11 protein-coding genes are annotated in these 14,903 nt (G+C 69.3%); 8 read left to right on the top strand and 3 right to left on the bottom strand.

Translation table 11 applies throughout. The features are described 5' to 3' along the window. Nucleotides 1–21: 21 nt before the first annotated feature. Nucleotides 22–1,452 (bottom strand): NlpC/P60 family protein, encoded by a 1,431-nt coding sequence (locus tag ACZ5QD_RS05300; RefSeq protein ID WP_081598057.1) that lies wholly within the window; start codon nucleotides 1,450–1,452, stop codon nucleotides 22–24. 313 nt (nucleotides 1,453–1,765) lie between these two features. Beyond that, complete coding sequence (locus tag ACZ5QD_RS05295; RefSeq protein ID WP_062367492.1) at nucleotides 1,766–2,383, bottom strand: Rv1476 family membrane protein; 618 nt, start codon at nucleotides 2,381–2,383, stop codon at nucleotides 1,766–1,768. Nucleotides 2,384–2,656: 273 nt separating this feature from the next. Here ACZ5QD_RS05295 and acnA point away from each other — a divergent pair, with 273 nt between their 5' ends. The 6 genes from acnA (at nucleotide 2,657) to ACZ5QD_RS05265 (ending at nucleotide 11,167) form a co-directional block, all read left to right on the top strand. After that, nucleotides 2,657–5,455 (top strand): aconitate hydratase AcnA, encoded by a 2,799-nt coding sequence (gene acnA / locus ACZ5QD_RS05290; protein ID WP_006894881.1) that lies wholly within the window; start codon nucleotides 2,657–2,659, stop codon nucleotides 5,453–5,455. Nucleotides 5,456–5,458: 3 nt separating this feature from the next. Then, a complete protein-coding gene (locus ACZ5QD_RS05285) occupies nucleotides 5,459–6,031 on the top strand; it encodes a TetR/AcrR family transcriptional regulator (protein WP_006894880.1) in 573 nt (190 codons plus the stop codon). Nucleotides 6,032–6,231: 200 nt separating this feature from the next. Further along, a complete protein-coding gene (locus tag ACZ5QD_RS05280) occupies nucleotides 6,232–7,881 on the top strand; it encodes a substrate-binding domain-containing protein (RefSeq protein ID WP_006894879.1) in 1,650 nt (549 codons plus the stop codon). 73 nt (nucleotides 7,882–7,954) lie between these two features. After that, nucleotides 7,955–9,502, top strand: a complete 1,548-nt coding sequence (locus ACZ5QD_RS05275; RefSeq protein ID WP_006894878.1) for an acyl-CoA synthetase — start codon at nucleotides 7,955–7,957, stop codon at nucleotides 9,500–9,502. Between the two features lie 115 nt (nucleotides 9,503–9,617). Beyond that, complete coding sequence (locus ACZ5QD_RS05270; protein WP_006894877.1) at nucleotides 9,618–10,223, top strand: class F sortase; 606 nt, start codon at nucleotides 9,618–9,620, stop codon at nucleotides 10,221–10,223. A gap of 44 nt (nucleotides 10,224–10,267) precedes the next feature. Then, complete coding sequence (locus ACZ5QD_RS05265) at nucleotides 10,268–11,167, top strand: MSCRAMM family protein (RefSeq protein ID WP_062367494.1); 900 nt, start codon at nucleotides 10,268–10,270, stop codon at nucleotides 11,165–11,167. 26 nt (nucleotides 11,168–11,193) lie between these two features. On the opposite strand, the gene ACZ5QD_RS05260 is transcribed toward ACZ5QD_RS05265, so the two are convergent. Further along, on the bottom strand, nucleotides 11,194–12,822 hold the full coding sequence (locus ACZ5QD_RS05260) for an ABC-F family ATP-binding cassette domain-containing protein (RefSeq protein ID WP_045540187.1): 1,629 nt from the start codon (nucleotides 12,820–12,822) through the stop codon (nucleotides 11,194–11,196). A gap of 98 nt (nucleotides 12,823–12,920) precedes the next feature. Here ACZ5QD_RS05260 and ACZ5QD_RS05255 point away from each other — a divergent pair, with 98 nt between their 5' ends. After that, nucleotides 12,921–13,694, top strand: coding sequence for an SDR family oxidoreductase (locus ACZ5QD_RS05255; RefSeq protein ID WP_062367495.1), 774 nt, complete (start codon nucleotides 12,921–12,923; stop codon nucleotides 13,692–13,694). After that, the gene (locus ACZ5QD_RS05250) at nucleotides 13,691–14,902 is read left to right on the top strand and encodes a lycopene cyclase family protein (RefSeq protein WP_412475696.1); all 1,212 of its coding nucleotides are present in this window, start codon (nucleotides 13,691–13,693) and stop codon (nucleotides 14,900–14,902) included. Before ACZ5QD_RS05255 ends, ACZ5QD_RS05250 begins: the two co-directional genes overlap by 4 nt. Nucleotide 14,903: the final 1 nt, after the last annotated feature.

Raw genomic sequence — 14,903 nt, 5'->3', positions numbered from 1 at the left:
AGTATCGGGACCGCGCACGTGTCAGAGGAGCCGGACCACGTACGGCATGGCGCCCGCGGTCCGCACCGGCGAGATCTTCACGACGTCGCCGGACTGCGGCGCCTCGATCATGGTCCCGTCACCGAGGATGAGCGCCACGTGCTGGCTGGCGTTGGGCCCGTAGAAGATCATGTCGCCGCGCCGCATCTGCGACAGCGGCACCTGCGGTCCCGAGGTGTACTGGTAGCCGGTGTAGTGCGGAAGGTCGATGCCCACTCCCGCGAAGCCGTAGATCATCAGACCCGAGCAGTCGAAGCCGACCTTGCGGTAATCGCCGTAGCTGTCGGCGACGCCGCCGTCGCGGATGCCGAGGGTGGGGCCGTTCGCGTCGCCGCCGCCCCAGGCGTACGTGACGCCCAGCTGCGACTTCATCCGGTTGACCACGAGTTCGACGGCCGCCGGGCCGCGCAGACCGGGCTGCGAGGGCCCTCCGCCACCGCCGGGGACCCCGGACTCGGGATTGGTCAGCAGCGGACCGAGCGAGCCGTTCTGGAGTCGGCCGTAGGTGCTGTCCTGGCCCTCACCGAACGGATACGACCCGCCGATGCCGAGCAGGTCGAACAGTTCCGAATGCGGAATCTGGAGTTTGCCGATGGCGCCGGCCAACAGCGCCTGACCGGTCTCCATCGCGAGCTTCGCGGCCGCCTGGGCGGCCTGGGCCACCAGATCATCGCCCTCCACGGGCTTGGCCGGAATGCGGTCGAGCACCTTGCCCGCCACGTCGGCGACGGTGCCCGGCGAGGCCTGGGCGTCCACCTCGCTCTTGGGGGCCGACTTGCGCAGTTTCTCGAGCTTCGACGCCAGCGACGTGCGCTGGGAGACCAATTCGTTGCGTTTGGTCTGCTGAGTGCGGACCGCGTCCTGGGCGGCCTTGACCGCGGCGATCGCCTCATCGCGCCGGGCCGACGCGTCCTTGGCGGCCATCGCCGTCTGCTGGCGGGTGGCCTCGGTGGCCGCCACCCGGTTGGCCTGCTGGTTGCGTGCCACCTGGAGTTTGCGAATGGTCGCCTGCTGCTGTCGCGTGACCTGGTCGACGGCAGACATCTGGTCCAGGACCTTCTCCGGATCGTCGGACGCGACGTACTTGGTCATCGCCCCGCGATTGTTGCCCTGCCGGTACACCGACCGGACGAAGGCGTCGAAGTCCTTCTGCGCTGCCTCGACCTTCGCGCTCACCTCGCCGAGCGAGTCCTTGGCGCTTCGGCTGGCCGCGGCTGCGACCTGCTGAGCCGCGAGCGCGTTCTGGAAGTCCACCAGCGTGCGGTTGACGTTCTCCTGCTTCGCCGCGACCGCGCTCGCGAGGTCGGACAGATTCTGATCAACGTCGGCGATCTGGTTGATCAGCGATGCCACGGGATTGGCGTTGTTGGGGTCACCGAGGGCCGGACCGGCTCCGAGAACGCTCACGAGCATCACGGCACCCACGGTGGTACCTCGCGCCGCCCAACGTGCGCCGTTCTTAGCTGGCTTCAAGTCGAGAACTCCCTCGCAACATCTATCCCCCGTGCACCATAAAGTGTCTTCTGCACCGTACGTCACATCAGTCTCTGTGAGAACCTGAAGCCCTGAATTACAAATAGGTGATTACCTGCGGAAACACGCGTCAGCAGCGCAAAGACGGAACCTTAGAGTCCTGTCACAGTTGGATAACGCACGAATCGTGACGCGTCAGAAGAAAGCGGCGTCCGCGACGAGCGCGGGCGCCGGACGGCGGGACCCCGAGGGGTCAGTCGGTCCCGGCCGGACGGCGGCCGTCAGGATCCTCGTCGCCCTCCGCAGTCGCCGGGCCGGAGGCGTCGCCGTTCTGCCCGACCGCGGCCGGCTCGGCCGTCGTCCGCCGGCGCTTCATCCGCCAGCGGGCGATCACCGCGCCGATCACCACGAGGACGATGAGGCCGATGGTGACGCCGTTCCAGTTCACGTTGGGATCGACGGCCTTGTGGTACATCTGCGCGGCGGCCTGGGAGGCCGTGGCCCCCTTGGAGACGTCGTTCGAGGCGTCTTCGAGCTGAACTCGGCTGAACTCGTCGGACGCGGTGCCGCTGCCGGACGGGCCGAAGACCAGCACCGTCCCGCCGACCTCCGACTGCAGGTGGGTCGCGATGTCCCGGTAGGCGGTGAACTTCGGGTACGACTGGTCCAGTACCACCACGTGCAGGCTGTGCCCGTCGGCCGCCGCCTGCTTCACCAGCTGCTTGAGCGCGGGCTGCTGGTCGGCGGGGGCCCACACTCCGGAGCCGGTGAGCGCGTCGGTGATCGCAGCCATGTCGAGGTTCGACCACACGTCGGCCGGCGGCTGGGACGCGGGCTCGGCGAGAACGAACGCGGATGGGCCCGGATTCATCAGATGTGGCTCCCTGAACGGTTGCTGACTCGACATGGCGGGGTGCGCGCAGAAGCCGGCTGGCCGCTGGCGACGGGTGGCACTCGGCGCCCAGGATACGACAGCCGCACGCCGATACGGCCGAGCGACCCGTACCGCCCAACCAGTACGCGCGTACTGCTATGCTGGAGAGGTAGCACCGCGGCCGCAGCCCGCCGCATGCTGCGACGCTTCTGACGAACTCCCGTCGGCGCAGCCCGTCGGCGGAACTTGCACGAAACGAGTGGAGCACACGTGAGCATCAATTCCTTTGACTCCCGCGGCACCCTGCAGGTCGGTGAGAACTCCTACGAGATCTTCCGCCTGTCGGCAGTGCCCGGCACCGAGAAGCTGCCGTACGCGCTGAAGGTCCTCGCCGAGAACCTCCTGCGCACCGAAGACGGCGCCAACATCACCGAAGATCACATCAACGCCCTCGCGAACTGGGATCCGTCGGCCGACCCGAGCATCGAGATCCAGTTCACCCCGGCCCGCGTCCTGATGCAGGACTTCACCGGTGTGCCCTGCGTGGTCGACCTCGCCACCATGCGCGAGGCCATCACCGCCCTCGGCGGCGACCCCAACAAGGTGAACCCGCTCTCCCCCGCCGAGATGGTCATCGACCACTCGGTGATCCTCGACGTCTTCGGCCGCGCCGACGCCTTCGAGCGCAACGTGGAACTCGAGTACGAGCGCAACGGCGAGCGTTACCAGTTCCTCCGCTGGGGCCAGGGCGCCTTCGACGACTTCAAGGTGGTGCCCCCGGGCACCGGCATCGTGCACCAGGTCAACATCGAGTACCTCGCCCGCTCGATCATGGTCCGGAACGGCCAGGCGTACCCCGACACCTGCGTCGGCACCGACTCGCACACCACGATGGAGAACGGCCTGGGCGTCCTGGGCTGGGGCGTCGGCGGCATCGAGGCCGAGGCCGCGATGCTCGGCCAGCCGGTCTCCATGCTGATCCCGCGCGTCGTCGGCTTCAAGCTGACCGGCGAGATCAAGCCGGGTGTCACCGCCACCGACGTGGTGCTCACTGTGACCGACATGCTCCGTCAGCACGGTGTGGTCGGCAAGTTCGTCGAGTTCTACGGCAAGGGCGTCGCCGAGGTCCCCCTCGCCAACCGCGCCACCCTGGGCAACATGAGCCCCGAGTTCGGTTCCACCTGCGCGATCTTCCCGATCGACTCCGAGACCATCAACTACCTGCGCCTGACCGGCCGCGACGACGACCAGCTCGCGCTGGTCGAGGCCTACGCCAAGGAACAGGGCATGTGGCACGACCCGGACCACGAGCCGGCCTACTCCGAGTACCTGGAGTTGGACCTGGGCACCGTGGTCCCGTCGATCGCCGGCCCGAAGCGTCCGCAGGACCGCATCCTGCTGTCGGAGTCGAAGGTGGCCTTCCGCAAGGACATCCACAACTACGTCGAAGAGCAGCATCCCGCCGCGCACACGCAGCTCGACGAGGCCGTCGAGGAGTCGTTCCCGGCGTCCGATCCGGCCGCGCTGTCCTTCGCCGACGACGGAGCGGTGAAGGTCCAGTCGGCGGCCAACGGCGCCGAGGGACGCCCGAGCAAGCCGATCAAGATCGTCAGCGAGGAGCGCGGCGAGTTCGTCCTCGATCACGGCGCCGTCGCCGTCGCGGGCATCACCTCGTGCACCAACACCTCGAACCCGTCGGTCATGATCGGCGCCGGCCTCCTCGCCCGCAACGCGGTCGAGAAGGGTCTCACCAGCAAGCCGTGGGTCAAGACCAACATGGCCCCCGGTTCGCAGGTCGTCACCGACTACTACGAGAAGGCCGGCCTGTGGCCGTACCTCGAGAAGCTCGGCTTCTACCTCGGCGGTTACGGCTGCACCACGTGCATCGGCAACACCGGTCCGCTGCCGGAGGAGATCAGCAAGGCGGTCAACGACAACGATCTGACCGTCACCGCGGTCCTCTCGGGCAACCGCAACTTCGAGGGACGCATCTCCCCCGACGTGAAGATGAACTACCTGGCGTCGCCGCCGCTGGTCATCGCCTACGCGCTCGCGGGCACCATGGACTTCGACTTCGAGACCCAGCCGCTCGGCCAGGACACCGACGGCAACGACGTCTTCCTGAAGGACATCTGGCCGTCGGCCCAGGAGATCGACGACACCATCAAGACCGCCATCAGCCAGGACATGTTCCGCAAGTCCTACGCCGACGTCTTCGCGGGCGACGAGCGGTGGCGCGGACTGAGCACGCCGGAGGGCGACACCTTCGCGTGGGACGAGAAGTCCACCTACGTTCGCAAGGCACCGTACTTCGACGGCATGACCCCCGAGCCGGCGCCGGTCGAGGACATCAAGGGCGCCCGCGTCCTGGCGCTGCTGGGCGACTCGGTCACCACCGACCACATCAGCCCGGCCGGACCCATCAAGCCCGGCACCCCCGCCGCGCAGTACCTCGACGCCAACGGTGTGGCCCGCAAGGACTACAACTCGCTGGGCAGCCGTCGCGGCAACCACGAGGTGATGATCCGCGGCACCTTCGCGAACATCCGCCTGCAGAACCAGCTGCTGGACGGCGTCTCGGGCGGTTACACCCGTGACTTCACCCAGGAGGGCGGTCCGCAGTCGTTCATCTACGACGCCTCGGTCAACTACAAGAAGGCCGGCATCCCGCTGGTCGTCCTCGGCGGCAAGGAGTACGGCTCCGGCAGCTCGCGCGACTGGGCGGCGAAGGGCACGGTGCTGCTGGGTGTCAAGGCCGTCATCACCGAGTCGTTCGAGCGCATCCACCGCTCCAACCTCATCGGCATGGGCGTGGTCCCGCTGCAGTTCCCGGAGGGCGAGAGCGCCAAGACGCTGGGACTGGACGGCACCGAGGTCTTCGACATCGAGGGCATCACTGCGCTCAACGAGGGCGTGACCCCGAAGACGCTGAAGGTCACCGCGACCAAGGAGAACGGCGACAAGGTCGTCTTCGACGCCGTGGTGCGCATCGACACGCCCGGTGAGGCCGACTACTACCGCAACGGCGGCATCCTGCAGTACGTCCTGCGGAACATGATCAAGAGCTGATTCATGCCACGGGTCAGCGATGACCGTCTTGCCGCGCGTCGTCGAGAGATCCTCGACGGCGCGCGGCATTGTTTCGCCGAATACGGTTACGACGGAGCGACGGTCAAACGTCTCGAAGAGGCGACCGGCCTCTCCCGCGGTGCGATCTTCCACCACTTCAAGGACAAGGAAGCCCTGTTCTTGGCGCTGGCACGCGAAGACGCGGAGCGGATGGCCGAGGTCGCCTCGCACGAGGGTCTGGTCCAGGTGATGCGCGACATCCTCGCGCGGCCGAAGGACTTCGACTGGCTGAGCACGCGGCTGGAGATCGTGCGGAAGATCCGCACCGATCCCGGCTTCCGTGAGGCCTGGGAGGCGCAGAGCGCCGACCGCGAGGCCGCCACCCTCGCCCGCCTGGAGCGCAAGCGCCGTGCGGGCAGTCTCCGCAAGGACGTCCCCCCGGAGGTGCTCGTCACCTACCTGGACGTCATCCTCGACGGCCTGGTCACACGGTTGGCCTCGGGTCAGTCGACCGACGATCTGCATGCCGTCCTCGACCTCGTCGAGGCCTCGGTCCGCGTACCCGCGGGCGAGTGACCGGCGCAACGGGCCCGGACCTTCGACCGCCGAAGGTCCGGGCCCGTTGCTGTGCGCGGCCGTGGTGCTCATGACGTCCGTGCCCGTCGCGCCGACGGGCGTAATCGGCGGTACTCGGCACCCCCGACGTGTCCCATCTCACGCATGGGCTAGCCTTCTCTCGCACTCTCGAGGAATTCACAAGGAGGGGTCGACCCGACATGGGCCAACACCGAAACGCCGCGCGTCCCGCTTCCGATCCACCGCGGGAGTCCGCCGGGAGCCGCCGGCGACGGCGCCCCGGCACCCGCGCGCGGGTCGGGCTCTCCCTGGTGCTGGCCGCGCTGCTGGCGGGCGGAGTGTACGCGGTCTGGCGGGGCGGGCACGGCGGCTGTTCTCAGGTGCGACCGGTGTCGGTCATCGCCGACCAGGACGTCGCCGACTACGTCACCGCCCTGTCGAAGCAGACCGAGGCGGACAGCTGTTTCGACTTCACCGTGCAGGCCGTGCCGCCGAGCCACACCTCCGAACGCCTCACCGACCGGAACGCACCGCAGATCTGGATCGCTGAGTCGCAGGCGCGCGTCCGGCAGGTGCGCGCCGCACTCGGCCGGACGTGGGCCGACGTCGGACCGTCGCTCGGCGTCTCCCCGGTGGTGGTGGCCGGCCGTGAACTCCCGGCGATGCCCGCGTGGACCGACGTGCTCACCTCGCCCGGACTGCGAGTGGCTCCGCCGGCCCGCAGCGACGTCAGCAACGCCGCGGTGATCGGAGCGCTCTCCGAGGTGTCGTCGGGCTCGCTGACGCACCGGGAGCTGGTGGAGTTCCTGACCAAGCGGGCCCTGATGATGAACGACAACGACGCCTCCCCCGATCTCGCGCAGACCGCCGCCGCTCCCGCGCCGACGGCCACCCTCACCACCGAACGCGCCTACACCGAGTTCAAGCGCGCCCATCCCGCGTCCGATCTCGAGGTGGCCGTGCCGCGGTCCGGCACGGTGGCCCTGGACTATCGGGCCGCCAATGTCGCGCAACCCGACGATCAAGCGCTGGCCGGCGACGCGATCGACGCGCTGGTGGCCACCCTGCAGACCGACAGTGGTCGCCGGATCCGGGAGGAGATGGGCATCCGCTCTCCGGACGGCGAGCCGCCGGCCGACGGAACCGGCGTCCAGGACGTCACCGTGATCAAGCAGCCGGCCAGGGAACTCGTCGACAACATCCTGCGGAAGTGGACCGCACTCACCCAGCCGATCCGGGCGCTCGTGGTGCAGGACGTGTCCGGCTCGATGGCGCTCGACGCCGGAGGCCGTTCGCGCGCGGCCTTCCTCCGGGAGGCCTCGCTGTTCGGACTGGGCCGGTTCCCCAAGAACACCGCGCTGGGCTACTGGGAGTTCAGCATCGACCGCGGCGGCCCCGGCCAGGACTATCGGGAGGTGATGCCGATCGCGCCGATCTCCGAGATCGAGGGAGGCCGTACCAACCGCGACCGCCTCGCCGACTCCATCCGCGACACGCTGGGGCACGTCGGCGGCGGCACCGGTCTCTACGACACCGCGCTCGCGGCGTTCAAGACCGTGTACGACTCATACGACCCCGCGTACTCCAACAGCGTGATCATCATGACCGACGGCCGCAACGAGGATCGCGACAGCATCACGCTGGGGCATCTGGTGTCGGAGCTGAACATCATGAAGAACCCCGCGCGGCGCATCCCGATCATCGCGGTCGGCATCTCGGAGGACGCCGACGCCGGTGCGCTCAAGCAGATCGCCGAGGCCACCGGCGGCAGCTCGTTCATCGCACGCGACCCCAAGGATGTGGGCGCGATCCTGCTGCAGGCGGTCTCCTACCGCGTGGAAGCGGCGTGACGGCAAAGCACTCCTGAGCGAGCGATTACTCGGTACGGTCGTCGGTGAGACGTCCCTCACTTCAGGAGTGCCCGTGTACCCAGGAACCTTCGCCGCGACCACACCGGACAAGCCTGCGCTGATCCGCCCGTCGACGGGTGAGCGCGTCACCTATCGAGAGCTCACGGACAACTCCACCAGAATCGCCAATCACCTGCACGACCTGGGAATCGGTCGGGGCGACACCATAGCGATCGTCTCCGACAACGATCTGCGCGTCTTCGACGTGTACTGGGCCGCGGTCCGCTCCGGCATGTACGTCACCGCCGTGAACCACCACCTCACCCCGGCGGAGGTGAACTACATCCTCGACGACTGCGATGCGCGCGCGGTCTTCGCCTCGGCCGCGGTGGCGGGCGCCGTCTCCGAGGCCCACCGCATCGAGGCCCTGTCCGACGATTCCCGGCGGGTGGCCTGGGGCGGGCCGGTCGACGGTTTCCTCGACTACCCGGAGGTGCTGGCCGCTGCGTCGGACGCCCCGCTGACCGACCAGCCCCGCGGCGCCGACATGCTTTACTCCTCGGGAACCACCGGGCGGCCCAAGGGAATCAAGCCGTCGCTGCCCGGCGTCCAGGTCGACGAGGCCCCCGACCTCATATCGCAGGTGTTCGGCCCGGTGTACGGATTCGGCCCCGACACCGTCTACCTGTCGCCTGCGCCGCTGTACCACGCCGCTCCCCTTCGGTACTGCGCGATGACGAACGCTCTGGGCGGGACGGTGATCGTGATGGACCACTTCGAGCCGGAGACGGCCCTGCGGTACATCGACGAATACTCCGTGACGCACAGTCAGTGGGTGCCCACCATGTTCGTCCGGATGCTGAAGCTGCCGGACGGGGTCCGCGACCGGTACGACGTCTCGAGCATGAAGGTCGCCATTCACGCCGCCGCTCCGTGTCCGGCGGAGGTGAAGCGCAGAATGATCGACTGGTGGGGACCGGTGATCAACGAGTACTACGCGGCCACCGAAGCCGCGGGCGTCACGCTGATCGGATCGGCGGACTCGTCGACCCACCCCGGCTCGGTCGGCAGAGCCGTCCTCGGAGTGGTGCACATCTGTGGTCCCGACGGTGAACCGCTGCCCGCCGGAGAGGTCGGGACCGTCTATTTCGAGCGCGACGAGATGCCCTTCGTCTATCACAACGATCCGTCGAAGACGGCGCAGGCGCAGCACCCGGGGCATGCGAACTGGGCGACCACCGGCGACCTCGGTTACGTGGACGACGAGGGCTTCCTCTACCTCACCGACCGCCAGGCCTTCACGATCATCTCCGGCGGCGTCAACATCTACCCGCAGGAGTCGGAGAACGTCCTCATCAACCACCCGGCGGTATACGACGTCGGCGTGATCGGCCTGCCCGACGACGATCTCGGAGAGCGACCGGTGGGCTTCGTCCAACTGGTCGACGGCGCCGAGGCCTCCGATCGCCTCGCCGCCGAACTCGTCGACTTCGCGAAGGCCGAACTCGCGTCGTTCAAGGTCCCCAAGGAGATCCGCTTCGTGGACGACCTGCCGCGGACCCCGACCGGCAAGCTGGTCAAGGGCGAACTCCGGAAGCGGGTACTGGAGTCATTCAGCTGAACGACTGACGTCTGATCCTCGTTAACGCCGCGTGCGCGGACCCGATCTCACCAGTGTCGGGGCACGCACAGCGGCCGCACAGCAGGTGCGGCCACGCGCACAGCGAGGAGCCCACATGAAGATCCATCGGGCGGCGGCCGCAGTCGCGGTCGCCGCCGCGCTCGCCCTCTCGTCCGGATGCTCGGCGACCTCCGACCGGCAGGCGCCCACATCCGGCAGTGCTCAGGCCAATCTGCCCGCTCCGGTGTCCGCCCGCTCGGACGAACCGTCGTCGCCGATCCGGGTCACCGTCGACGGTGCGACGGTGCCGACCGACGCGGTGGCCACCGACACGGCAGGGGTTCTCCTGCCTCCCCAGGACGTCCACCGCCTCGGCTGGTGGGTCGACTCGTCGCTGCCCGGGTCCGGCTCCGGGACCGTGGTGATGACCGGGCACGTCGACGACGTGAAGCAGGGAAAGGGCTTCGCCGCACGGTTCTCCGGCCTCAAAACCGGTGACGCCGTCGACGTCACCACCGCGGACGGACACCGGCACGTCTACCACGTCACCCGGTCGGTGCTCGCCGACAAGGAGTCCACCGGCCGCGACGGACTGCCGGTGGACGAACTCAATCGACGGACCGGCCCGGAGACTCTCGCACTCATCACCTGCGGCGGCCCGTTCATCGGCCCGCCCCTCGGTTACCGCGACAACGTCGTCGTCTTCGCCGCACCCGCGTGACGCGGACCGCTACCGACCATTCACACACTCGTCAGGAGACCACCATGAAGATCAACCGCCGCGGAGTACCCGCGATCCTCGCCGCCGCCGTGATGTGCGCGGCTCTCACCCCGGCCGCCGCCTGGGCGGACGTTCCCGCCACGGAGTCCGCGCCCACCACGGCGCAGACCACTGCCGAGACGGCCGCTCCGACCGAGGTGACGTCGAGCCCCACGGAGACCGCGACCCCCACCGGCAGCCCGACCGAGAGTACGACGCCGCCCTCGTCCGACACCGGGACGCCGCCCAGTGAGACGAGCACCGCGCCCCCGACCACCCGGCCCGAGAAGAAGACCGGGGTGCTGGTGGTCTGGGCCGACGACGTGCAGGCCGGACTGATGGTCCCGGGCGCCGTCATCCGGTTCGACGCCCCGCCGCACCATCCCGGCACCGTCACCACACCCGCGCAGGTGACTCTGTCCGAGGGCTACTACCGGTTCACCGTCGTGGCGCCACCGGCCGGCTACCATCTGCTCGAGCCCGCCGACGACTTCGACGGCGTGATCGTCGCCGGTCGCAATCTGGAGCGCCGGATCCGCGTCGCCAAGGACCAGCAGGAACCGACCAACGGTGTCCTCGGGGTCACCAAGCGCGACCGCGTCACCGGGGAACCGTTGCAGGGAGCGAAGTTCCGGGTCGTCACGTGCAGCGGTAACTATGTCGCGGCACTCACCTCCGGCGATCAGGGAACAGCGTTCCGCGGTCTGGATCCCGGCTGCTACGACCTCCTCGAGGACGCGGCCCCCGCGGGATACCAGCTCGACCTGACACCGCACCGGGTGTGGATCAAGAAGGGCGAGGAGACCGACCTCACCGTGTACGACATCCCCGTCGACTATGTGGCACCGCGGAACCCCGCCGACCGGGTGCCCCTGCGGTCGGTCCCCTCGGGCCGCATCGACTGAACCCGGCGCACCGGGGGCGCGTCCGCTCAGGCGAGCTCGATGAGCTCCTGGTATTCGTCGGACCAGTGGTCCTCGGTGCCGTCGGGCAGGAGGATCACCCGCTGAGGCTCCAGAGCCTCCGCGGCACCGGGGTCGTGTGTCACCAGAACCACGGCCCCGGTGTAACTGCGCAGTGCCTCCAGCACCTGCTCTCGGGAGACCGGATCGAGGTTGTTCGTCGGCTCGTCGAGCAGCAGGACGTTGGCGGCCGAGGACACCAGCCCGGCGAGCGCCAGACGGGTCTTCTCACCGCCCGAGAGCGTCCCGGCCGGCTGGTCCAGCTGCGGACCGGTGAACATGAACGCTCCGAGCAGCCCCCGCAGATCCTGTTCACCGGCGTCGGGCGCCGCGTGCCGGATGTTCTCCCAGACCGTCGCGTCGTCGTCGAGGGTGTCGTGCTCCTGTGCGAAGTACCCGATCTTGAGGCCGCGACCCGGCTCCAGTTCACCGAGGTCGGGTTTCTCCACACCGGCGAGCAACTTGAGCAGCGTGGTCTTGCCCGCGCCGTTGAGGCCGAGGATCACCACCCGGCTCCCCTTGTCGATCGCGAGGTCGACGCCGGTGAAGATCTCCAGCGAGCCGTACACCTTGGTCAGATTCGACGCCATCAGCGGCGTCTTGCCGCACGCCGCCGGCTCCGGGAACCGGATGTGCGCGGTCTTGTCGGCCACCCGCACCTCGTCGAGCTCGTCCATCATGCGCTCGGCACGTTTGAGCATCTGCTGCGCCGCGGTGGCCTTGGTCGCCTTCGCCCCCAGCTTGGCCGCCTGCACGCGCAGCGCCCCGGCCTTCTTCTCGGCGTTGGCCCGCTCGCGCTTGCGGCGCTGCTCGTCGGTCGCGCGGGCGTCCAGGTACCGCTTCCAGCCCATGTTGTAGACGTCGGCCTCACCGCGGACCGCATCGAGGAACCACACACGGTTCACCACGTCGGCCAGCAGGTCGACGTCGTGGCTGATGACGACGAGGCCGCCCTCGTGGTTCTGCAGGAACGTCCGCAGCCAGGCGATCGAGTCGGCGTCGAGGTGGTTGGTCGGCTCGTCGAGGAGCAGCGTGGTATCCGACTTGCCCGAGCCGTCCGACGCCGCGAACAGGATGCGCGCCAACTCGATCCGGCGACGCTGACCGCCGGAGAGGGTACGCAGCGGTTGCCCGAGCACACGGTCGGGCAGACCGAGGCTGTTGCAGATGCGGGCGGCGTCGCTTTCGGCCTCGTAACCGCCGAGCGCCGAGAACCTCTCCTCGAGACGGGCGTACTTGGCGATCGCACGGTCGCGGACCCTGTCGTCCGCGGCCTCCTCCATCAGCGCCTGCTGCTTGCCCATCGAGGCGAGGATCTCGTCCAGTCCGCGCGCGGACAGCACGCGGTCCTTCGCGAGGACGTCGAGGTCGCCCTCCTTGGGATCCTGCGGCAGGTAACCGACCGGGCCGGAGGTGCGGACGGTTCCGGCGTACGGCTGCGTCTCGCCGGCGAGGATGCGCAGCGAGGTGGTCTTGCCCGCGCCGTTCCGGCCGACCAGCCCGATGCGGTCGCCCGGCTGAATGCGCAGGTGGTCTCCGGGCGCCGAAAGAAGAGTCCTCGCGCCCGCTCGTACTTCCAGGTCGGTCGCGGTGATCACGTCGATCCAGTCTACCGATGACGGGCCCGGTCCCCGAATCGGTTCTCGGCGCATGGACGGCCGCGGACTCGGACCCGCGCCCGGACTACCGTTGAGCCATGACTGATACAGCCTCCACCGATCTCACCGGCCGTTCCGCGCTCGTCACCGGCGGCAGCCGAGGCATCGGGTACGCCATCGCCCTCGAACTCGCGCGCCGAGGTGCCGCGGTGGTCGTCACCGGCCGCAAACCCGAGCCCCTCGACGAGGCTGCGGCAGCGCTGCGCGACGCGGTCCCCGGTTCGGTGGTCACCGCGGTCGCGGGCAACACCGGCGATCCCGAGCACCGCGCGGACGCGGTCGCGGCGGCCGTGGCGAACGGCGGTATCGACATCCTCGTCAACAACACGGGGATCAATCCGACCGCGGGTCCGCTCATGGACGCCGATCTCGGGGCGGTGCGCAAGACCTTCGACACCAACGTCGTCGCGGCTCTCGGCTATGTCCAGGAGGCGTACCGAGCGGGAATGAAGGACTCGGGCGGTGCCGTCGTCAACATCGCGTCGATCGCGGGCCTGCGGCCGACCGGGTTGATCGCGGCCTACGGCGCGTCCAAGGCCGCGCTGATCCACCTCACCGAGGAGCTCGCGTGGCAGCTCGGTCCGTCGATCCGGGTGAACGCCGTCGCCCCCGGCGTGGTGAAGACCAAGTTCGCCGACGTCCTTCTCGCGGCCGGTGAGGACGTCGTGGGGCAGACCTACCCGATGAACCGGGTGGGCACTCCCGAGGACATCGCGGCCACGGTGGCCTTCCTGGTGAGCGACGCGGCGTCGTGGATCACCGGTGAGACGATCCGCGTCGACGGCGGCAAGCTGGCCACCGGCGGGATGTGACCGCGCCCGTCGAGGGGCCCAGCGCCGACGTCATCGTCGTGGGCGCCGGGCCCGCGGGGCGCTCGCTCGCGTACCGCGCCGCCGCGGCGGGGCTGCGCGCGACGCTCGTCGACCCGGCGCCGCACCGGGTGTGGCGGCAGACCTTCGGCATGTACGCCGACGACGCACCGGCCTGGCTCGACCCCGGGACGGTGGCCGCCCGCAGCGCCGAGTTCTGCGTCTTCACCCCGCAGCGGCGGGTGGTGGACCGCGGGTACCTGGTGCTCCACTCGGAGCGGTTCCAGCAGTCCCTGTCGCTGTCGGAGGTGACGGTCGTGGCCTCGTCGGCGACCGCTCTCACCGCGACGTCGGTCACGCTCGCCGACGGCTCCGTACTCGCCGGCCGACATGTGGTCGACGCCCGCGGCACCGCCGGGCACCGCCGAGCCGACACGCCGCGCCAGACCGCCGTCGGAATCCTCGCGGGCCGGGTCGGGGCGACGGACGGCGGCGACGACCCCGACACCACCGTGCTGATGGACTGGCGGCCCGCCGATACCGGGCCGAACGCCGTCTCATCGAACCTCACCTCATCGGGCCCGGCCTCGTTCAGCTACCGGATCGACACCGCTCGCGGACGCCTCGTCGAGGAGACCTGCCTGGCCGCCCGCCCGCCCCTGGGCATCGCCGAACTGGCCCGTCGAGCGCGCCTGCGCCTGCGTCTGTCCGCGCCGACCGGCGACGAGGAGGTTCAGCACGGCGGGATGGACGAGATCGTCGATTTTCCGATGTACCCGAACGCACGACCGTGGCGTGGCGACGGCGCCCTGGCGATCGGCGCGGTCGGCGGTCTGATGAATCCGGCGACCGGATACAGCGTCGCGCAGTCTCTGCGCGCCGCTGATCTGGTCGTCGAGGCTGTCGCCGGCCGTCGGGATCCACGCGCCGCGTTGTGGCCTCGCGCCGCTCGTATCGCGTTCACGCTCCGACTGCTGGGACTGCTGGTCCTCATCCGGCTCAGACCGGCCGAACTCGTCGGCTTCTTCGACGCCTTCTTCGGCGTCCCGGTTCCGCTGCAGCGCGCCTATGTGTCGTCGCACGCCGACGCCCCCGGCGTGCTGCGCGCGATGGCGGCGGTGTTCCGGCGGTCCCCGCCGCGGCTGAAGGCCCGCGTCGCCGTCGCCTCGGCCCGCGCCGCCGTCGAAGTGGTCCGCCTCATGGTCGTCTGAG

The organism is Gordonia sp. J1A (assembly GCF_055393515.1).
Note: the sequence above shows the minus strand (reverse complement) of the source record. Positions and strands in the feature narration are given on the sequence as shown.